20 protein-coding genes are annotated in these 20,935 nt (G+C 43.0%); 11 read left to right on the top strand and 9 right to left on the bottom strand.

Annotated features, from left to right (window positions below; genetic code table 11):
- Window positions 1–8: 8 nt before the first annotated feature.
- The 3 genes from H6G32_RS16440 to H6G32_RS16430 all read right to left on the bottom strand — a co-directional run bounded on the left by H6G32_RS16440 (window position 9) and on the right by H6G32_RS16430 (window position 4,525).
- The gene (locus H6G32_RS16440; RefSeq protein WP_190460162.1) at window positions 9–749 is read right to left on the bottom strand and encodes a hypothetical protein; all 741 of its coding nucleotides are present in this window, start codon (window positions 747–749) and stop codon (window positions 9–11) included.
- A gap of 552 nt (window positions 750–1,301) precedes the next feature.
- Window positions 1,302–2,285, bottom strand: a complete 984-nt coding sequence (locus H6G32_RS16435; RefSeq protein ID WP_190460160.1) for an RNA polymerase sigma factor, RpoD/SigA family — start codon at window positions 2,283–2,285, stop codon at window positions 1,302–1,304.
- A 509-nt stretch (window positions 2,286–2,794) separates the two neighbouring features.
- Complete coding sequence (locus H6G32_RS16430) at window positions 2,795–4,525, bottom strand: helicase HerA domain-containing protein (RefSeq protein ID WP_190460157.1); 1,731 nt, start codon at window positions 4,523–4,525, stop codon at window positions 2,795–2,797.
- 866 nt (window positions 4,526–5,391) lie between these two features.
- Here H6G32_RS16430 and H6G32_RS16425 point away from each other — a divergent pair.
- Complete coding sequence (locus H6G32_RS16425) at window positions 5,392–6,258, top strand: fasciclin domain-containing protein (RefSeq protein ID WP_190460155.1); 867 nt, start codon at window positions 5,392–5,394, stop codon at window positions 6,256–6,258.
- A 174-nt stretch (window positions 6,259–6,432) separates the two neighbouring features.
- On the opposite strand, the gene H6G32_RS16420 is transcribed toward H6G32_RS16425, so the two are convergent.
- Window positions 6,433–6,984, bottom strand: coding sequence for a YciE/YciF ferroxidase family protein (locus H6G32_RS16420; RefSeq protein ID WP_190460153.1), 552 nt, complete (start codon window positions 6,982–6,984; stop codon window positions 6,433–6,435).
- Window positions 6,985–7,256: 272 nt separating this feature from the next.
- On the opposite strand from H6G32_RS16420, the gene H6G32_RS16415 reads away from it, so the two are divergent.
- A complete protein-coding gene (locus H6G32_RS16415; RefSeq protein ID WP_190460151.1) occupies window positions 7,257–7,931 on the top strand; it encodes a HEAT repeat domain-containing protein in 675 nt (224 codons plus the stop codon).
- Window positions 7,932–8,008: 77 nt separating this feature from the next.
- The gene (locus tag H6G32_RS16410) at window positions 8,009–8,584 is read left to right on the top strand and encodes a phycobiliprotein lyase (RefSeq protein WP_190460149.1); all 576 of its coding nucleotides are present in this window, start codon (window positions 8,009–8,011) and stop codon (window positions 8,582–8,584) included.
- Between the two features lie 135 nt (window positions 8,585–8,719).
- Here the strand turns inward: H6G32_RS16410 and H6G32_RS16405 are convergent, their stop codons facing one another.
- The 3 genes from H6G32_RS16405 to H6G32_RS16395 form a co-directional block, all read right to left on the bottom strand.
- Window positions 8,720–9,238 carry a DUF29 family protein gene (locus H6G32_RS16405; protein ID WP_190460147.1) on the bottom strand — a complete coding sequence of 173 codons (519 nt, stop codon included), beginning with the start codon at window positions 9,236–9,238 and terminating at the stop codon, window positions 8,720–8,722.
- Window positions 9,239–9,272: 34 nt separating this feature from the next.
- The gene (locus H6G32_RS16400) at window positions 9,273–10,754 is read right to left on the bottom strand and encodes a site-2 protease family protein (protein ID WP_190460180.1); all 1,482 of its coding nucleotides are present in this window, start codon (window positions 10,752–10,754) and stop codon (window positions 9,273–9,275) included.
- 228 nt (window positions 10,755–10,982) lie between these two features.
- Window positions 10,983–11,465, bottom strand: coding sequence for a zinc ribbon domain-containing protein (locus H6G32_RS16395; protein WP_190460145.1), 483 nt, complete (start codon window positions 11,463–11,465; stop codon window positions 10,983–10,985).
- Between the two features lie 112 nt (window positions 11,466–11,577).
- Between H6G32_RS16395 and H6G32_RS16390 the strand changes: the two genes are divergently transcribed.
- Window positions 11,578–12,312 carry an MBL fold metallo-hydrolase gene (locus H6G32_RS16390; protein WP_190460178.1) on the top strand — a complete coding sequence of 245 codons (735 nt, stop codon included), beginning with the start codon at window positions 11,578–11,580 and terminating at the stop codon, window positions 12,310–12,312.
- A gap of 102 nt (window positions 12,313–12,414) precedes the next feature.
- Here H6G32_RS16390 and ctpA read toward each other — a convergent pair whose 3' ends face one another.
- Window positions 12,415–13,656 (bottom strand): carboxyl-terminal processing protease CtpA, encoded by a 1,242-nt coding sequence (gene ctpA / locus H6G32_RS16385; RefSeq protein WP_190460143.1) that lies wholly within the window; start codon window positions 13,654–13,656, stop codon window positions 12,415–12,417.
- 366 nt (window positions 13,657–14,022) lie between these two features.
- On the opposite strand from ctpA, the gene petB reads away from it, so the two are divergent.
- The 7 genes from petB (at window position 14,023) to H6G32_RS16350 (ending at window position 20,019) form a co-directional block, all read left to right on the top strand.
- A complete protein-coding gene (gene petB, locus H6G32_RS16380) occupies window positions 14,023–14,670 on the top strand; it encodes a cytochrome b6 (RefSeq protein ID WP_190460141.1) in 648 nt (215 codons plus the stop codon).
- 265 nt (window positions 14,671–14,935) lie between these two features.
- The gene (petD, locus tag H6G32_RS16375) at window positions 14,936–15,418 is read left to right on the top strand and encodes a cytochrome b6-f complex subunit IV (protein ID WP_190460140.1); all 483 of its coding nucleotides are present in this window, start codon (window positions 14,936–14,938) and stop codon (window positions 15,416–15,418) included.
- 275 nt (window positions 15,419–15,693) lie between these two features.
- The gene (locus H6G32_RS16370) at window positions 15,694–16,137 is read left to right on the top strand and encodes an ATP-binding protein (protein ID WP_190460139.1); all 444 of its coding nucleotides are present in this window, start codon (window positions 15,694–15,696) and stop codon (window positions 16,135–16,137) included.
- 293 nt (window positions 16,138–16,430) lie between these two features.
- On the top strand, window positions 16,431–17,615 hold the full coding sequence (locus tag H6G32_RS16365; RefSeq protein WP_190460138.1) for a glycosyltransferase: 1,185 nt from the start codon (window positions 16,431–16,433) through the stop codon (window positions 17,613–17,615).
- A 44-nt stretch (window positions 17,616–17,659) separates the two neighbouring features.
- A complete protein-coding gene (locus H6G32_RS16360; protein WP_190460137.1) occupies window positions 17,660–18,031 on the top strand; it encodes a hypothetical protein in 372 nt (123 codons plus the stop codon).
- A gap of 80 nt (window positions 18,032–18,111) precedes the next feature.
- The gene (locus H6G32_RS16355) at window positions 18,112–19,494 is read left to right on the top strand and encodes an AAA family ATPase (RefSeq protein ID WP_190460136.1); all 1,383 of its coding nucleotides are present in this window, start codon (window positions 18,112–18,114) and stop codon (window positions 19,492–19,494) included.
- Window positions 19,495–19,500: 6 nt separating this feature from the next.
- Window positions 19,501–20,019, top strand: coding sequence for a hypothetical protein (locus H6G32_RS16350; protein ID WP_190460135.1), 519 nt, complete (start codon window positions 19,501–19,503; stop codon window positions 20,017–20,019).
- Window positions 20,020–20,030: 11 nt separating this feature from the next.
- On the opposite strand, the gene H6G32_RS16345 is transcribed toward H6G32_RS16350, so the two are convergent.
- Window positions 20,031–20,471 (bottom strand): hypothetical protein, encoded by a 441-nt coding sequence (locus tag H6G32_RS16345; protein WP_190460133.1) that lies wholly within the window; start codon window positions 20,469–20,471, stop codon window positions 20,031–20,033.
- Window positions 20,472–20,935 lie beyond the last annotated feature (464 nt).

The raw sequence follows: 20,935 nt of genomic DNA, 5'->3' as shown, positions 1-20,935 counted from the left end.
AATTGTCTTTAGTTGACTAGTTTAGTGTAGGAACCAGCCGAAATTTGATTGCACATCTGCAAAATTCGGCGATCATTAGCGCTGAGAGAATTTAGCTGATTATAGTCTTGCAATTCTACCGAGTAGGCATAGGTAAATGATTCATCATCACTGACCTTTGGGATTTTACTGCTTGTGGACACCTGAGTGGGCCCACCTTCACCCGGTGAACTAGTCACCGTCATGGCTAAATCCCCTGACTGGCTGATTGTACCCTGAAAACAACTAAACTCGGAGTTGGGCGTATACAGCGCACCCATGACTCTACTTTGCTGCTTCTCAAAGACAATATACCCTTGTCCTAGCTGGTTTGGTTCGGGGGACTGACCATAAAGATAAGTCCCATCTTTTTGGGGGAAATCTTTTGGCGAAACCTCTAGCTCTTTTGTAGTTGTAGTCACTGTGTTGATATTCTTCGATAAGCTAGTAGAAGAAACTAGTTTAGAGCGAACAGTAGTTGACTTGGCAAGTTTTTGACTTCTTTGTTCTCCAACTTCTCTAAGCCGCGATAAAAGAGTAGTTTTTGTTGATGTTGGAACATTGACAGCTAGCGCCGAGGATGAAGGGAATTTTTCGATTTGGTTACTCAGCACTGGTTTAGTCTGCTGACCTACAACACCAAATCCGACGATACCAGAGGCTAGAAGCAAGCCAACAAAGGGAATTTTCCACTGAGGCGAGATCAAGAATTTAGAAATATTGTTAAGCACCCAATTTCTCCTGTTAAAAAACTAACCATTTCCTCAAAAAACTACCTAAAGCATAACTAAATACCTATGGTTCAAGGCTCCCTCAAAGGTTTGATATATATAATCTATATTGTTTAGAATAAAAAACTGTCAAAACCGGAAGTTTTTATGTAATTTAAGTCAATAATCTTAAATTACCATTGGTTGGCTAATTCCCGCTGCACCCAATAGTTTCACCCAATTGGGGGAGGTAAATAAAAAATTTACCTTACTCGATCCAAATCTGGTTTTTGATATCTTGACTTTGACCTTTTTAGTTTGAAAAATTTTAAGTACATAAAACTTTGATGGGCATATAGGAAGCTACAACAGAAATCCAGCGATTCCGCATCAGATATCAAGATTTTATTGAGAAGTTTGATTATTCAAGACCAAATTACACCATAAAAAACCGCCCCCTGAATTCAGGAGGCGTATCACCAAGAGAGGATTCCGTACACGGGGGGAGGCTTGTGGAAGATATCGAATTTCGGGGTGCAATGTCTATCCACAAGTCGCGGCGCCTCTAAACTTCTAGCTAGCAACGTATTCTTTGACATTGGCTCGACGGCGGCGTAAATGAGCAAGAGCTTGGTGCTCTAACTGGCGGACACGCTCACGGCTGAGATTCAACCGTTCACCCACCTTTGCTAAAGACATTTCGTTACCATCTTCTAAACCGAAGCGCAGGGCTAAAACTTCCCGCTGCTGGGGGGTTAGTTCTGCTAACAAGTTATTCAAATCTTGGCGCAAGAATTCCTGGTTGGTGTAATACTCTGGTGATGGGCCATCATCTTCGAGCATATCTCGCAACTCAGTATCTTGGTTATCACCAACTCGCACATCCAAAGAAACTGGTTGACGCGCCATATTCAGGTACTCGCGAATCTGAGCGGGTTCTAGCTCCAGTTCTTTGGCTATTTCGCTAGGCGTTGGCGATCGCCCCAACTTTTGAGCTAACTCGCGCTGCACTTTCTTGATTTTGTTCAGCTTCTCAGTAATGTGGATTGGTAAGCGAATAGTACGACCTTGTTGCGCGATCGCGCGGGTAATCGCTTGGCGAATCCACCAGTAAGCATAGGTAGAGAATTTATAACCCCTTGTCGGGTCAAATTTCTCCACACCCCGTTCTAACCCCAAGGTTCCTTCCTGGATTAAATCCAGAAATTCCATGTTCCGCTTCTGATACTTTTTCGCAATAGCTACAACCAAGCGTAAATTCGCTTCAATCATTTTTTGCTTGGCTCGCTTACCTTGTGTAACCGTCTGTTTTATCTCGGTTTCAGATTGGTTAACATCGGCAGCCCACTCTGGTAAACTAGGTTCACGATGCAGTTTTTTACCTAAAGCTTCTTTGGCTTCTAGCAGCGTCATCATGTGTTGTACCTGCTTCCCAAAGACAATTTCTTGCTCACGAGTTAGCAGTGGTACACGACCAATTTCCCGCAGATAGGTTCGCACCATATCGGCTGTGAATTTGGTGTTCGGGTTCTCCGTTTGGGTGTTAACAGTAGGCATTGGTGCGTTGTCCTCTACTCCGTAAACACAATAAATCTTGTCTAACTAGGGCGGATTGGTAAGGGTAGTACAAATATTACGGAAGATATGCAGCTACCATAAATAATTAATTTACACAGTCGTTGTCAAGACGGTGCTACCCTGAGATAGGTTCCCCTACCCTCCCTGAAATTTTGGCGTCTCTTTAGCATCACTCTGGGTTGTTCTTGAGAATTCTTCTCGAATTCAGTCGCTGGCAGCAACCAAAAAATCTGAATTCATTATGAGTTTTACTTTATTGTATGACCAATCCGGTCCGTGAGTGCATTAGCCCAGATAAATCTTCTAAGTATAAAGCAAAATGGGCTGGTTGCTAAATATTTTTTTTGAAGTTCCTTAAAAGTGCAGACTATATCTATAGTGACCCCAAAAACCCCTCTTCTGTTGCCTATAAGTAGGGAGATAACCGAACTTGATTGGCTCACTAGATGGTGGGATGTTACGAATGAGTCAGTTGTCAGTTGTTCAGGCTAGAAACCAAGATCGGCTTTAGCTAGTTCAGCGGCGGCAAAAACTTCTGCATCGGACTTTTCTTCCCAAACTTGGTCGCCGATTTCGGCGTAGAATTTTGCGTCATAAGGCCGGGTACGCACCACCACTGGCATAGGGACGGCATGACCCAAAATCAAGGCTTGTTGCTTGGAGTCTAACTTGGCCAACACTGATCGCAAGCTGCTTGCACCAGATACACCTGTGAAAATTGCCTCAATATCTTTATCATCATTGAGCAAGGCGGTGATGCGAGTCCCAATTTGGGACATAATTTCATTATCTATCCCCGACGGACGTTGATCAACTACTAGAAGTGTTACGAAATATTTCCGCAGTTCCCTGGCGATCGTTCCGAAGATGGTACTTTGTACCACCGCTGGGTCAAGAAAACGGTGCGCCTCTTCAATTGTAATCATCAATGGTGTCGGACGATCTAGGGGATTTTTACTTTGTAAGAACTTATCAGCTTTTTTTACATAACGCTCATGAATACGCTTGGTGATCATGTTAGTCACCAACATATATGAGAGCAAATTCGACTGGGAACCAAACTCAACGACAACATTTTTCCCAGCTTCTAGAGATTGCAAAATTTTATCGACATAGTTTTGGGGGCAAGCCGCTCGCATATACTTTAAACTGTCTAAGCGTAAAATTTTCCGCTGCAATGCCATAATCGAGCCTTTGTGTCCCCGCTTCTCATCACAAAACATCTCGATTTCTTCGTTAGTCATACTCAGCAACCGGACAATCCAAGATTTACCAAACTCGCTATACAAAATATTGGCATTGTCTAAAGCAGCGTCCGACAGTCCTAAATCTCGACTGCATAATTTAATATCTTCAACTTCGATTTGCTCATAACTAAGATAGAGTTCTTGAGCATCACGCACACCCCGACGCTTGGTCGATTCTGGGTCTAGGGTGTAGACTTCAACTTTACCAGGAAATAACTGCTTTAAGCCTTTAACTGTGTTAACTTCTTTACCTTCTGCCACAGCTTCCCAGCCATATTCAGAGTGCATATCAAAAATTAAATTGACTGCGGCATTTTTGCGAATTACACCAGCTAAAAGTAAGCGTGTGAGAAAGGATTTACCAGTCCCAGACTTACCAAAAACGCCGTTGCTACGTTCCACAAAGCGGTTTAAATCAAGACAAACCGGCACATCCATATCCAAGGGTTTACCGATGGAAAAATTCCGCCTGTTGGGGTCATCTTCCCAACCAAAAACTCGACGAAAATCTTCTTCACTCGCTTCGTAAACTTGGCTAAAATGGCTGGGAATGGTTTTGACGGGCAGCAGTTCCATTGTGGTACTGGTTTGGGGCTGAAATGATGCCAAACCAGTCATTGATGGCACAAAGGAATTTACAGATTTGCCATTTATTGAGGGGAAAGATTCTTCGGTTTCGGGGGTAAACATCAACATTGGTGCAAGATTAATCATGCCGTAGGTACTACTTCCGGCTAGAACTTCTCGCAAAAAAGTATCTTCCCAACTTGGGGGATTAGCGGTAATTCGCGCATTTGCTGCTCCCAAACTTACATCTGTCAGCATACAGAAAAAACGCGATCGCATCCCCTGCACCACCAGAAACTTGCCTACCCGCATATCTTCCACAGAAACATCCGGGTGTAGTCTGACTTCTAACCCCCCAGTAAGAGAACCTTGGATGACTGAACCTAATGGTTGTCTCGAATTCATTTGATTGGTAATTAGTAATTGGTAATTGCTAATTGGTAAAAAGGTAATTGCTTCCTTCCCATTACCTATTATCCATGACCCAATAGGGATAAAGTTTTGGCGATGAAAATTGCCATTCAGTACTCTTCAGTTTTTGATTGTTATCCCAAACTTTACCTATCTGAGTAATTGTGATACTATCACGACATGACTCAAGTGACAATCACACTAAAACTAAAGTTTCTATTCTTCAATAGACATAGCAGTGAAAATTAAATATGCGTCATCTAGAACCCTTGTAGAGACGTTCCATGAAACGCCTCTACATTCTTTGTCGGAGATGTCTAATAATTAACCACACCGAAAGCATCTATTTTGCTCATGTCTGCATTCGGAAATCAAATAATTAGCCATAGCTTTTTCTGTCGCGAAATTAATTAAATACTGTGGTTAGTCGTATACTTCTCATTTTTGTAACTTACAAAATATCTGAATTGCAAATTTAAACAAGTATTTGATTTACTTATATCTTTTGAGTTAGCTACATAAATCCTCCACCTGACAATATCACGCAATTCTTTGTATATAAATTTGCCGAATTTCAGGTAGTTTCTGAGATTTAGTTGTAAGTTACTCTGATTGTTTAAATCGCACTAGCAGAAAGTTTTACAATTCTTGGCGTGCAATTTAGCAATCAACTCCAGAGAGGTAATTTTCTGAAGGCAACTAATAGTGATCAGGGCAAGCAAAGAGTTCAAATCTTATCTTAACAGCGCTACCCAATCTTTGACAAAAAAACCTAACTTTGTGCTGATGTTAGATTTTATGGGGAGCAAAATGTTATAAGTCTTTATGTAACGTGTGGATAGAAAAGACAAACAAAATTTATGAAGGCTAATTACAGCAAATTATTCACCAAATTCACCGGTATAATCGGGGTAACTGGCTTCAGTCTCCTGATTACTTTACCATCTGGAGCAAAAGAGGTACTAAATCCTCATCCCCATATTTTCAGCGAAGCTACCCATAATCGCAGCCAAGGCATTCAGGTAAAATCTCAATCCACACCTACTCAACTGGCTTTAGAAACAGAAAAGGGTAATACCAAACCCAAACAAGTTCTAGCCCAGAAGGGGGGTAGGACACTCAATCCTAAACCGAGTATTTTCAATGAGCCTCCCTATAACCGTGGTACGGCACCTGGTCAAAGGAAACCCGTCACTACCCCATCAAGACCCACCAAGCCTGCAACAGAAGTCCCAACCACTCCTGGAAGTACAAGACCAGCAACCACTGTACCTACTCCAACTCCACCAGCAGCAGGAACGACAGGTGAAAACAAAAACTTAGTAGCGGTAGCAGAATCAAACGGCTCCTTTAAAACTTTAATCAAGGCTTTGAATGCAGCTGGACTGACAGAAGTTTTGCAAGGCCCTGGTCCTTTCACCATTTTTGCCCCTACAGATGCAGCGTTTGCTAAATTGCCACAAGATGCTTTGCAAGACTTGTTGAAGCCGGAGAACAAAGAAGTATTGGTCAAGGTGTTAACTTATCATGTTGTGAAGGGTAAGGTACTTTCCAGCGATTTGAAATCTGGACAAGTGACTAGTCTTCAAGGCGATCCAATTACTGTAAAAGTTGATAAAGCTACAGGTGTAATGGTAAATGACGCTCAGGTGACTAAGGCAGATATCCAAGGGAGCAATGGCGTGATCCATCAAATTGATAACTTAATCTTGCCTCCTAGCCTATAGCTGTTTGCTACAGATAATAGTTGTTGACAAGCTAGGTTGAAATCAGGTTTTCACAGCAAAAACCCCGTTAGGATCTGAATTTTGAACGGGGTTTTTCTATATAGGGAAGTGGATTGTCAAAAAAGCTACAGCCAGATAACTGTCCCTTGCTAATAGGTTGGACTTAGGGAAGGATTAGCGAGATTTACTAGATGCTTTCCCTTCACCGGACTTTGCTTCTTGGAGTAACTCCGGGAGTAACTTTTCTAGCTTTTGCGCTGTTTCCTCTTCTTGCTGTAAGTTTTGCTGTAGCAGTTGCACGACTTCGTTTTGCCCCATTTGCTCGGCACCTTTAATCAAGCCACGATAGCAAGCAATTTCCAATTGTTCAACCTTAGACTGTCCTCCTACCATTCCCAAGTCGGCAATTTTCTGATTATCGGCAGCTAGTAGGGTCAATTTTTGACCGTCACTGACAAGACCAGCTGCGGCATCGCTGGTGACGCGGAATGGTTGCTGTCCCAAGGTACTGAAAACCTGTTCGAGATTCCTAATTTGCTGCTCGGTTTCCCGAATATGAGTCTCAATCAAGGGCTTTAACTGCTTGTGTTGAGTATACTCCCACATTAGTTGCTGGGCTTCCAAGAAGCGATGTTCCGCATCGTAGATTGCACCTAGTTCGTAGATGAACTTCTCTTGCAAGTTGGCGATTTTTTTTGTGCCTGGACGTTCGCTGAGTTGAACCATTATTATTCTCCTGATGATTTGACGCTGTTTTTGGCAGTCGTACCTTTAACCTATGTCTACTAACTAGGTCTTCTCTTCATACTTAAGGCACAGTTAAGTGTTAAATCTGACTGATAAATAGAACACACAGCTCTGTAGCAATTTTGGAGATGAGGGATAAACAGTTGATCAAGTTATTCCAGAAAACCGCTAAACCGTGAGTTGGCGATCGCCATCACCCTATTGGGGGATAAGTTAAAGTAAAGATAAGTTAAGAAAATGCTTTGAACTAAATGTCTGCTCCAAGCTTAGAGGTTATCTCTGCTCAGTTAGAAAGTCCAAATTTGCGCGATCGCATGGTAGCCCTTGCCAGTTTGCGTCACGTTCCCCCTGAGGATGCAGTGCCTTTGATTAAAAAGGTTTTGGATGATGAATCCCTACAACTGCGCTCAATGGCTATATTTGCCCTTGGCATCAAACAAACGCCAGAATGTTATCCCATTTTGGTGCGAATTCTGGAAACTGACCCAGATTATGGTATTCGTGCCGATGCCGCCGGCGCTTTAGGATATTTGGGTGATGTTAGAGCTTTTGAGGTACTCTCACGGGCATTTTATGAAGATACTGATTGGTTAGTGCGCTTTAGCGTGGCAGTTTCCTTGGGTAATATTAAAGACCCCCGTGCCCGTGCCATCCTGATTCAGGCATTGGATAGCAACGAAGTCATATTACATCAAGCAGCGATCGCGGCACTAGGAGAAATTCAAGATATTGAGTCTGTAGATAGTATCCTGCGTTTTGCCCAATCCGATGATTGGTTAGTGCGGCAACGTCTTGCAGAAGCTTTGGGCAGTCTTCCCAGTCCCAAAACTATCCCAGCTTTGAAGTACCTGGAAAAAGACAGCCATCCTAATGTTGCCCAAGCAGCGAGAATTTCCCTCAACAGACTTGAGGAAACCAAAGACTAAGCTTGATATAAAAGCCTCCTGCTGCCTTTTAATAATAAATAGGATTGACAAAATTTTGATGCAGGATAATTTCATTCATGAATATTGAAGAATTTTTTGAGCTAAGTGCTGGTAAATGGTTTTCCCATCGGACTAGTCACCATTTGGCTTTTAAGCAATCCGAAGACGGCAAGTCAGACCTCGTGATTTCGACGTTGGCAGCAGATCATCCAGAAGTGATCAAACTGTGTGAACAGTACGAAATTCATCCCAGTTCTGCCTCCTGTGGCGCTAGAGTGACCTGGAACGGCACAATGGAATGGGATGAAGAAAAACACAGCGGTTCTACAGTGTTAGTCACAGTCCCGGATACAAAAAATCCAGATGAAGGTAAGTTACTGCGGGAAATGGGTTATGCGGAAAAAGCCCCAGTCGCCGGTACTTATAAAATGGGCAGCGATGGTGCTCTGATGCTAATTACAGAGTACGAAACCATGTGGTCTGAGGAACGCCTGTGGTTTGCTAGTCCTAATTTGCGGATGCGGGTGAGTGTACTCAAGCGCTTTGGGGGTTTTAGTATGGCTTCCTTCACTTCGGAGATTCGCATGGGTGGTACTCCAGCATCTGAGAAAGCGAATGCGGCGGCTAATTCAGTTAATGCAACCGCAGGCTAAAACCTCATACTACAATAGCAAAGCCCGTCAATGCGGGCTTGCTGTTTATTGCCTTAATATCACCGGATGATTACTTGTTGAATGATAACTAATTAATTTGGTTTAATGAGTGGGATTTTTTAAATTCAATCTAGCTTACCTTCTGCCTAACTTCCAATCTTCACCACCGGGTAACTTAGTTAAATAATCATCAACAATACCTGGTAAATCATTAATTAAGTAACCATAAGTCAATTCCAGCAAGACTTTAGCTTGATTAATTATCTGTTCTTTATCTACTATTTCTGCAAGTTGAAATGGGCTGTAAATCCCATTCAAAACTTCCACGCTTGCATCCCGAATTGCTACATCTATTTCATGTTCAATATAATCATTCCATTCATCTATATCAATGTAATATGATTTTTTATTTTCTTTAAGATTAACGTCTTGAATCTCTAAAACCCCATTGCGAATAGATGCAGCCCAAGAATTTGTTAACCGCTTCTCTATTTGATTCTTTATTAAATGTATTATCAGGATTTTTAGAAAGGACTTAATCTGCCGTAAAATTGCCTTCTTACTCATCCCCTCTAACTCATCTACAATAGCTAGAGCGTCTGCATAACGCTTTTCTAATATACTATTTCTGAGGTCTATTAATTCTTGTGTCATCTGTGGATTAACCTCAAATTAGAAATCAGATAATTTAAATCTGCAACAAACGAGCGATCGCAGGCGGTAGTGGCAGCACAATCACCAAGAGCAAAGCCATTGCTAGCAAACCCAACAGATCACGTTTGTTATCCAGTTCTGTGACATCATTCAGCGCAGGTTCATCAATCAACGGAATAAATAACAAGATAATCGCCCACAACAAAAATTCTTCTTGGATTAAAGAAAGCAGTAGTAACAACAAGCGAGCAACTTGACCAATGATCATCGCAGTTCGTTGCCCAAACATCGCATGGATAATGTGACCCCCATCTAGTTGTCCCACTGGCATCAAGTTTAATGCTGTAACAATCAGTCCCAAAAAACCAGCTACTGCTACTGGATGCAGGTCTATCGCTGATTTTGGCGTTAAATCACTCCCTAGGGCTAACTTAGAGAGCAACGCTAGTAAGATTGAATATGTGGGATTGAGAGCATTGGGGTTTAAAGTACCTGTTTTTTCATTCAGGGGGACTATATCAGAATGAGCTAAACCCCAGAGAAGTAAAGGCAAAGTAACGACAAAGCCGGCAATTGGCCCAGCAATACTCACATCAAATAAAGCTTTGCGGTTGGGAATCGGACTACGCATCTGAATAAATGCGCCAAAGGTTCCCAAGAAAAAAGGCATAGGAATAAAGTAAGGCAGCGTCGAGCGAATTTTGTAACGCCTAGCTGTCAAGTAGTGACCAAGTTCGTGGATCCCCAAAATAGTCATTAACCCTAAAGCATAGGGCAATCCCTTAAGAATCAGAGTTAGGTCAGATTCTACTTTGGTCAGATCAACACCAGCCATTTTCGCTCCTACTAAGGTAGTAGTCACCAAAGTAGCTACTAGCAGCATGATTGCTAATACTGGTCGAGTTAACCTTTCTGGGTCGCGGCGCGTATTGACTTCTTTGGCTGCTTGTGGGTTGGGAACCAGCACGAAGAAGGGTTTGTCATTAATACCTTCTTGAAAAATCAGCAGAAAGCGATCGCCAAATTGCTGTTCAATATTTGTTTTAATCTGCTGGTAGGCATTAGTTGGTGTAGTTCGCAACTTACCCCGACAGATCACTGCTTGGGGTCGATACTCAATATTTTGAATGTAGTATACAGACCAGGGAAAACAATTACGCAGATGGGTTTCTTCCCCTTGTTCTATCGGACGCACTGGTTCGGGTTCTGGGGTAGTCTGTGTATCCTGTTGTGATTCCGTAGCTAAGGATTGAGTCTGTGCATCCCTTGGTGTTCCGCGTCCCCATTGAAATAACAGCCAGTATAACAGCAGGCAAATAACCGACGGCCATAAGATCAGCTCTGGTGGTGGCGGTTGTTTCGCCCCATACCTCAGTGTCCATCCGCTCAACAGCAATGCTGGTGTCATTAAAACCAGCCACAACAACCATACTGGCGTTCGGGTGATTTGAGCAACGCTGCGTTGCACCATTAAGTAAGTAGCTAGCCCCAGTAGGAGGAGAAACCAAAATGCCATGTTATCTTCACTAATTTTGAAAAAGTGCTGTACCTGTAGTTTCAACACCACAGCATCAACTACAAGACAAGCCTCTACACCCAAATCTTTCAACCACAATTAACAGCTTTGGTTAAAGCTCAAGCTCCAATCCTGAATAATTTCTAGACGTTGACACTTCTCTAAATCTAAAAATTTCGCTACTCTAACTTGTCAAAAGAAAAGTTTTAAGCGTCCACACTCTGCTGATTAAGAGCTTTTCGGTCGGTTCGGGTCTATTGTTGCCAAATGTGATTGAACTCCCTTGGCCAAAGGAGATGAAAGTATCTGGAATTGAACCAAATCACCGCACCTGCACTTCTTTATTTTATGATAACGTCCCAAAAATGCTAACCAATGCTGACATTTTATTCCTGTTTCACAACAGGCAGCGTTGGCGCTATCAAGTCCACAAGCTGACGCTGTAGAAGTTACCCCATGACTTAAATTCAGAGCCGCATTTAAGTCTCGATCAATTTGCAGTCCACATTGTTGACAGTGATAAACGCGCTCTGATACAGCCAGGGACTCAATCAGCGCACCACAACGAGAACAAGTCTTGCTACTGGGATAACAGCGATTGATAACCACTAACTGGCTATCATACAGTTCGCACTTGTATTCCAACTGCCACGGGAACTCAAAAAATCCCATATCAGCAATTGCTTTCGCCAACATGGATGATACATTCAAATCCTTAATCCCGATCCTGCTGTGGACTGATACTGTTGATTATCCCACTATCTGCCATTGGCTGACATTAGTGCGATATATTAAAAAGTTGTTAGCAAATAATTAGCTAGTTATTTACCCCTTACCTCAACAGCCGAGTCAGGCAACTAAGCCACCCCGATTAGTACTCTCTGACGCATTTCCTAGCCCAGGTGTACTCCCATCAGACTTAGCCCTCAACAGGATCTTTGCCTTTCCCCCAAATCGGGATACATTAGGGGCAACTTCTTACTTTATTGTCAGAAATGAAGGTAATATCCTCATAGATTGCCCAACCCTAGATCAGACAAATCAAGATTTTTGGCGATCGCATGGTGGCGTGCGGTGGTTATTTATCACTCATCGTGGTGCTATTGGCAAGACGGCAGAAATTCAGCAAACCTTGGGTTGCGAGATTCTGATTCAAGAAGAAGAAGCCTATTTGTTACCAGGGTTAACCGTAACTACCTTTAGTCAAGAATTCAGTCTCGATTCAACAGCACAAGTCATTTGGACAACAGGTCATTCTCCTGGCTCATCTTGCCTATACTACCAAGAATTTGGGGGGGTATTGTTTACTGGACGCCATTTAGTCCCCAATGAGAAAGGCGAACCAGTACCATTACGAACAGCAAAAACCTTTCACTGGCCGCGGCAAATTAAAAGCCTCCAGTCAATCTTAGATCGCTTTACACCAGAAACTCTCCAGTACATTTGTCCTGGCACAAATACGGGCTTTCTCCGAGGTAAACGTGTAATAGACCAAGCTTACCAGCGCCTCGCCTCCCTAGATTTACAGTCGTTGCTGCAAAAACAACCCCTGCTGTGAGTACTGAGTACAAGACGTAACTAGTACTGTATTTTGAGTGCTGAGTGAGAAAAGTAGGAGATGGGAAAAAATTACTTTTCCACATCTCCCCACTTCCCTATCTCATTTCGCTCCTGCGACTACGGAGTTTTTGATCAAGAGTTCCACTGCTGCTTGATATTGCTCATCGGCTTCTGTGGCAATCTGGTCGCGGGTAAGGGCTGCTTGAGTAATTACTTTGTCTGGCTTAATACCTAATTTGTTGATATCACGATGGTTAGGGGTTTCGTATTTAGCAATTGTTACTGCCAAGCCAGAACCATCAGACAATTCAAATAAGGATTGGATTAGTCCCTTTCCAAAGGTAGTTTCGCCTACTAATTGGGCCCGACCGTTATCTTGTAGTGCCCCGGCGAGAATCTCGCTGGCGCTAGCAGTTCCTTGATTTACTAATATCACTAGCGGATCTGCCGTCAGTGCTGGTCCTAAGGCTTCAAAACTCCCCTGAATGCCTTGCCGATTCACGGTGTAGACTATAGCCCCAGAGTCTAACCACTGACGAGCAATTTCAATTCCAGCTTGTAATAGTCCTCCTGGATTGTTTCGCAAATCCAAAATATAGGCAGCAGCGCCTTTTTTTTCTAGACTAGTAATAGCGTGTGCCAACTCCATTGAGGCATTGGCATTAAACTGGGTTAGGCGTAGATAGCCAATGGGCATTTGCTGCTCTGATAAACGTAATTCTGCCACCACCGGGTTAAGAGCAATGCGATCGCGCGTTACTCTAATCTCTGTTTCTGCTTCTCCTTCTCGATCAATCAAGAGAGTGACTAGACTGCCAATTGGCCCGCGCATCCTGGCTGCGGCTTCGTCGAGGGTGAGATTTTCCGTAGAGAAGCCCTCAATTTTGAGGATGCGATCGCGTGGTCGAATCCCGGCTTTATCAGCTGGAGAACCCGCTATGGGAGCTATTACTTCCAATTTTCCCTGGGCATTGAGAGCAATTTGCAATCCCACCCCCGTCAGTTCCCCAGAAGTATTCACCTGCAAACTGCGGTACTGCTCTGGGTCTAAAAACCGCGTAAAAGGGTCATCGAGGCTCTTGAGCATCCTTTGAATTGCCTCATAAGCTGCTTGGTGGTTTTTTAGCGGCTTCTCCAGGGTTTTTTGCCGCACTGCCGCCCAATTTTGATGATTAAACGACTCATCCAGATAAGTGCGATTGACAATTCGCCAAACTTCTGATACTAGCTTTTGGTCATCAGTCAAAGCTGCTGCTGGTGGGATAATGGAAAAGAACGCCAACCAAAGAGCCACTAGCAATGAAAATCCCAGCCGAAAAACCTGTTTATTCATGAACCCCATTTTCAATTCCACCTCAACCCAAATTCCCTATAACTACCCATTTACATTGTTTTAGATGAAATCTATCTCTCGACTATGTTACTTTTTTTATAGAAGTGGTGCATTGTTCTCATCAAGTTGTTTAATCAGCTGGTTCCAGTGCATCCCACTCAGCAAACGATAAAATCTACTTTGTGACCAAGGTTTCGCTGTTAGGTTGCGAATAGAACGCAATATATTCCATATTTACAGAGTGTTAAGTTTCTGAAAACTCTAACCATTCTGCAAGCCGACAAGCACACGCACAAATTTACCTTTGCTAAAATCCCAAAATTGCTTATTGGGAGATTTATCAACCGCAACCGATTCTTAGGAACTTGAGATTGTATGGCCAACGTTTATGACTGGTTTGAGGAACGCTTGGAACTTCAGGCCCTCGCTGACGACGTCACCAGCAAGTACGTCCCTCCCCACGTCAATATCTTTTACTGTCTGGGTGGAATTACCCTGGTTTGCTTTCTCATCCAATTTGCCACTGGATTTGCCATGACGTTCTACTATAAGCCAACAGTCGCTGAGGCTTATTCATCCGTAGAATACATCATGAGTGAAGTCAACTTCGGCTGGCTAATTCGCTCCATCCACCGCTGGTCTGCCAGCATGATGGTGTTGATGATGATTTTGCACACCTTCCGGGTTTACATGACCGGCGGTTTCAAAAAGCCCCGGGAACTGACCTGGATTAGTGGTGTCATCCTCGCTGTGATCACCGTCTCCTTTGGCGTCACAGGCTATTCCCTACCTTGGGATCAAGTAGGCTACTGGGCTGTAAAAATCGTTAGCGGCGTTCCAGAAGCTATTCCTGTGGTCGGCGTTCTGATCTCAGACTTGCTACGGGGCGGTTCGAGTGTTGGTCAAGCAACCCTAACTCGCTACTATAGCGCTCACACCTTTGTCCTGCCTTGGTTGATTGCGGTCTTCATGCTGTTCCACTTCTTGATGATCCGCAAACAAGGCATTTCTGGTCCTTTGTAATCTAAAAGTTGTTAGCTTAAAGGCAACAGCATTCAGTTTCCAGATGGAGTTGTTTGTTTTAAACTTAGGAAACAGAAGAAATAATTAACACAATAAGTTGCAAACAAACACTCTTCTTCTGAAACTGTAAGCTGTAAAAGCCACGGATCAGTAGCTGCAACTCACGCTCATAGCGTAGCAGTGTTTCCCTCCAAGGGGCTTGCCTGACAGCTAATCGCTTTCACCAATGCTTTAACTCAACTTAAGCAGGAGAGCACATTTAAAAATGTCAACCCAGAAAAAACCCGATCTCAGTGATCCTAAGTTAAGAGCCAAACTCGCCCAAGGGATGGGTCACAACTACTATGGTGAACCCGCTTGGCCTAATGACTTGTTGTATGTATTTCCCATCGTGATTATGGGTTCCTTCGCCTGTATTGTGGCTCTAGCTGTGCTAGATCCGGCAATGACTGGTGAACCAGCAAATCCTTTTGCCACACCGTTGGAAATTCTGCCAGAGTGGTATTTGTATCCAGTCTTCCAGATTTTGCGATCGCTCCCCAACAAACTCTTAGGGGTGTTAGCAATGGCTTCCGTACCTCTGGGGCTGATCCTGATTCCCTTTATTGAGAACGTCAATAAGTTCCAAAACCCCTTCCGTCGTCCAGTGGCAACCACAGTGTTCCTTTTTGGCACTCTGGTTACTCTCTGGCTGGGTATTGGTGCTGCCATGCCATTGGATAAATCCTTGACTTTGGGACTGTTCTAAAATAGCTACCCAAAGCGCTTTGACGCCTGTGACTTTTCAGAGCAGATACCAAAGTGATCATGTCTGAGGATCAGCCGCCCTCCGGTCTGTCTATGTTGGCAGTTAACCCTCACTGATAGGAATGGCAAATCTGCTTTTGAGAAAACCAACAGGCGTCAATTTTAATTGTCTTGGTTGCATCTGGAATTTTAGGTTTCGTATGTCCAAACGATTCCAAACCACAAATACAAACATTTCTTAATTACTTTCACTTACATACATTCAAGTCAAGGTCAATGCTAAGCATAGTGCAGCAAGACCATCTGACGGTAAAGAGCGAACTTCAGCTCCTAAACCAGGTGCAACAATGGTTTGAGCAATTTGGTCTGCAACATTTAACTCAATTCGGCTGGTCAGAAAGCCAACTTTATCGCCTCAACTTAGCATTAGCAGAGGGCTTTACCAACGCAGTTCGTCACGCTCATCGTGCTTTACCACCGGAAACAACCATAGAGATTGGAGTTATTCTGTGGATTGATCGGCTGGAAATAAGAATTTGGGATCATGGAAAACCTTTTAATCCTGATGCGATCGCCGAGCCAGAACCAGGCACTCTGCAAGTAGGCGGCTATGGGTGGTTTCTACTGCGGCGCTTGGCTGACTATGTTGTCTATGAACGTAGTGCAGATAGCAGGAATTGTCTGCTAATTGTCAAATATTCTCTAGAAGCACAACATTAGTGCAATTCACCAGGAAGCAGGAGGGAGGAATGCAAGTTTTTATCAGATCCATCAATTTTTTTTAACTGGATAGTTATTTTCCTCATGGTGTCCTAGTACTGCCAAAGCAGAATTTTAAATATGCCTGCCCCACGCGCCGCTAAGAAAAAGCTAATCAAGTATGCTTGGCGTATATTTTGGATAAACTCTTGATGGACGTAAAACAATCTGTGGTGACAAGAACCCGTTGGAGGAATAATCTAGAAAAATAGAAAATCAAGATTTTTCTCCAAAAATTAGCACCCACGCAGTGAATGCCAACAAACCAAGATTTGAGTAAAGTGCCAGAAAACCTAAACTTAAGTCATGAATTGAACAAAAAAACCCACCATTTCTTCGTGTTTTTAGAAATATATGCACTTGAAGGTGGTATTCAATCCTATGTAAAAGACATTTTTCGCGGATATCAGGAATTTAAACACCGATTTAGGGCAGAAGTTCTATTGTTGCGAGATAGCCCCGATTGTTTAAATCCTTTTGAATCAGAAAATTTAAAATTTCACTACTTTAAAACCTTCTCGTCCCAGCTAGCAAGATTTAACTTGGCATTAGCTTTGCTCAAGTTGCTGTTGCAAAAACGCCCCCAACATGTTTTTTGTGGTCATATTAACCTGGCAGTAATGATTAAAACCTTCTGCCAGCCCTTGGGGATTCCCTACACTGTGCTGACTTATGGTAAGGAAGTCTGGAAACCGCTGACAATCAAAGAACGTCAGGCCCTAACATCAGCCGCCGAGATTTGGACAATTAGCCGCTACAGCCGCGATCGCCTTTGTGCTGCTAATAGTCTAGACCCAAACACCATCAAGATCCTTCCTTGTGCTATTGATGAGGATAAATTTACTCCTGGCCCCAAGCCGCCAGAATTAGTTGATAAGTACGGCTTAAATAATACTAAAGTCTTACTAACAGTGGCGCGGTTGTGGTCAGGAGATATTTACAAAGGTGTGGATGTCACAATTCGGGCGCTACCACAAATCACTCAGGTTTTCCCCGAAGTAAAATACTTGGTAATTGGTCGAGGCGATGACCAACCGCGATTAGCCCAGCTAGCCCAAGATTTAGGTGTGAGCGATCGCATAGTCTTTGCTGGATTTGTGCCCACAGAACAATTGATCGCCCACTACCGCCTGGCTGATGCCTACATTATGCCATCCCAAGAGGGCTTTGGCATAGTCTATCTAGAGGCAATGGCAAGTGGAGTACCAGTGTTATCTGGTGACGACGATGGCTCGGCTGACCCCTTGCTCGATGGTAAACTGGGATGGCGAGTACCACACCGAAATCCAGATGCTGTGGCAAAGGCTTGTATCGAAATTCTGCAAGGAAACGACCAGCGTTGTGATGGTGAATGGCTACGAAAACAGGCGATCGCTGTCTTCGGGATGAATGCCTTCCAAGAAAGGTTGCAGCAGTTGCTTCTTTCCTCTGACCAATGACTAAACTCGCTATCCTAGAGGAAGAACAGGACGACTTTTAAACAATGAGCCTTAAGAACTTTCCATTGAATCTTGATAATCTCCGCCCTTGGCTCACCCTGTTAGCAGTTTTTTGGTTGCTGGCATCATTGGGCTTAGGGTGGTTGGTGAATTCGTTGCTGATTATTGTGGGGTTGCTGTTTCTCGCACCAATTGTAGCTTTTTTCGGCTTTCGCTGGTGGCTACAACGCAATTTAGTTGTTGACAACTGTCCCGTTTGTGAATACGAATTTACAGGTTTAAATAACAGCAATTTGCAATGCCCCAACTGTGGGGAGCAATTGTCAGTCAAAAATAATCATTTTCAACGCTTCGCACCAGAAGGCACAATTGACGTTACAGCAATCGAAGTACCAGCCAAATCACTGGAAGATTAAACAGCTAGGATCATCTACTTTGAAATCATTCAAGTAGAATCAGCCGATTAGCCAGGAACAGGAATTTGGAACTTTAATTTATGCTTACCCAGTTACACGCCCAAAATTTCAAATCCTGGCAAGATACGGGAAATATGCGGATGGCATCATTAACAGGGTTGTTTGGTACTAACAGTTCTGGAAAAACAGCGATTATCCAGCTACTTTTGATGTTCAAACAGACTGTTGAATCTGCTGATCGCCAAAGAATCATACATACAGGCGATGAACTGACTTACATTGACCTTGGTACTCTTCATGATATTGTTCATCAACACAAATTGCCTAGCGAGATTGTATTTTCCTTAAATTGGAAGCTCTCTAAACCATTAAAGATTTCTGATCCTGAAGGCACACCAGATAAAATACTATTTTTGATTAATGCCCTATCGTTTAAAACAATAATTGAAGGGACAGCAGACAGTATTGCTGTGAAACAGTTCACCTATAGCTTCTCTGATGAAGACAAACAATACTTGTTTGGAATGCGACGTAAAGAAAAGAAATCTAATAAAGGCAAAGCTCAATATGAACTGATTGCAGAAGGTTACCATATAAAGCGTTCTCCTGGTCGTAAGTGGGATTTGCCACCTCCTGTAAAAACTTATGGCTTTCCAGATCAAGTCAACGCTTATTACCAAAATGCAGGTTTTTTATCCTTTTTTGTGTTGGCTTTTGAGGAACTATTTCAAAAAAATATTTATTACCTTGGCCCCTTGCGAGACTATCCACGTCGTAGCTATATATGGACTGGGGAAAAACCACAGGATGTCGGTAGAAGAGGAGAGTTAGCAATCCCCGCTTTGTTAGCATCACGTTCAGATAAAATCAGTAGAGGAAAAGGTCGCAAACGCATAACAATTGAAGAACGTGTGGCAGAATGGCTGCGTGAATTAGGACTAATTTATGATTTTCGGTTAACACCAATTGCTGAAAATCGTAAAGAATATGAAGTAAAAGTTCGTCGTTCTCCTAATGCTCCTGAAGTGCTGATTACTGATGTTGGTTTCGGTGTTTCCCAGATATTGCCAGTGCTAGTCCTTTGTTACTACGCTCCCCAAGGCTCAACAATTATTCTAGAACAGCCGGAAATTCATTTACATCCGTCAGTACAAGCTGGTTTGGCTGATGTCTTTATTGATGCTATTAAAACTCGAAATGTGCAGATAATTGTAGAAAGTCATAGTGAACATTTGCTTCGCAGGTTACAACGACGAATTGCTGAAGAAAAAGACGGTTTTTCTCATCAAGATGCTGCCCTTTACTTTTGTAATACTGATAATAGCGGAGCGTCTCATAAAACACCTCTTGAACTAGACACCTTTGGTAATATCAACAATTGGCCAGATGGATTTTTTGGAGATGAACTTGGGGAATTGGTAGCTATGACAGAAGCAGGAATAAAACGCCAACAAAATATTTAGAACTTGATGTACTTTATTGTAGATACCAATGTACCAATAGTTGCTAATAGAAAAACACCACAGGCATCACTTCAGTGTATTTTGGTATGTGTGAAAAAGCTACAAGAAATCATGACTCAACAGCAACACATCCTTGTGTTGGATAACAAGTGGCTTATAATTACAGAATATAAATATAAGTTGTCTCCTACAGGACAGCCTGGGGTAGGTGATGCTTTTTTAAAATGGGTGTTGACTAATCAAAATAACCTTAGTCGCTGTCAGTTAGTGGAAATTACGCCGACTGAGGAAAAAAACTTTAAAGAGTTTCCTGAAGATGAATCTTTATCAGGCTTTGATTTATCAGATCGCAAATTTGTGGCTGTTGCTTTAGTCCATCCTGAACACCCACCGATTTTAAATGCTTCAGATAGTGATTGGAGCCATTTTGAGGCAGCCTTAGCAGCTTATGGGGTTAGAGTAGAATTCATTTGTCCTGAGTTAATGCCTGCTAAAGTTGAACCGCCTAGGAACAAAAAGAATTAGTAGAAACTTCACTACTTTGTTGGCTGCTTTTGTTGTGAAATTGAGAGGGTATAGTTATACTGTCCCTTAGATGACTCGCCAATATACAGGGAGTATACCCCTGGTTGCCAATAACCAGAAAGTTCTGGCTTACCTCCAGAGTAACTATCTGCTAGTACACAGAAGCGCCCCCCAGGCCCATCAATCAACATGGTTGGCTTACCCTGGCTCTCAACTGTTAATCGCAAGTAAGGGAGTGACTCTGTAACCTGGATAACTTGACTGGGAGCAGCAGAAATATTGCCGCAGTTGCTGGGAACTGATCCACCAGACTTGCCATTTAAAATTAGTGGATCTGTCTGAGGATTACGATTAATTTGCATTACTTGTGTTTGGGCCCAATTCGCCTGGGTAATCAGCAAATTCATCGCCAAAGCTGCGGTAACAACTGTCAATAGCTTAAGCGTTTTCATAAGACATCGCGGTAAGTGGGAAACTCAGTGTCTTGAGACCTGAGAGGGAAACGACTCGTGCGGTTTTAACCGCCTTGAATATTTTTTCATTACCGCCTTGGAGTTGGGAAATTCGGGGTACTTTTGTGATGTACTTTCAACGGGACAATTACCGATTCAAATTTACCAACTCTGTACGCATAATGTTTTGCTCCAAAGAGCCTCCCATTTCTGGGGTAATGTTAGCTTTGACCAGTTATCAGAGCTTGTTAGGCTTGCAACACTGCCCCAGTGACCTTAGAACTGTTTAATTACAAGCGACAGAGCTCTTAACTAGCTACGCATTCCGGGGTGTCGTGACTCAAATAACGGCTACCCTTCTCTTCGAGACGCTGACGCGAACGACTACGCTCAGGGTGGTCTGGTCAATACGGCTTGCTTGATTACTCTTGCAAGCCCAGTCCCTTTAGGGCTGGGTTACTGAC

It is taken from the genome of Cylindrospermum sp. FACHB-282 (assembly GCF_014697195.1).
Lineage (GTDB): Bacteria > Cyanobacteriota > Cyanobacteriia > Cyanobacteriales > Nostocaceae > Cylindrospermum.
This window is presented reverse-complemented; position numbering and strand designations above follow the sequence as displayed.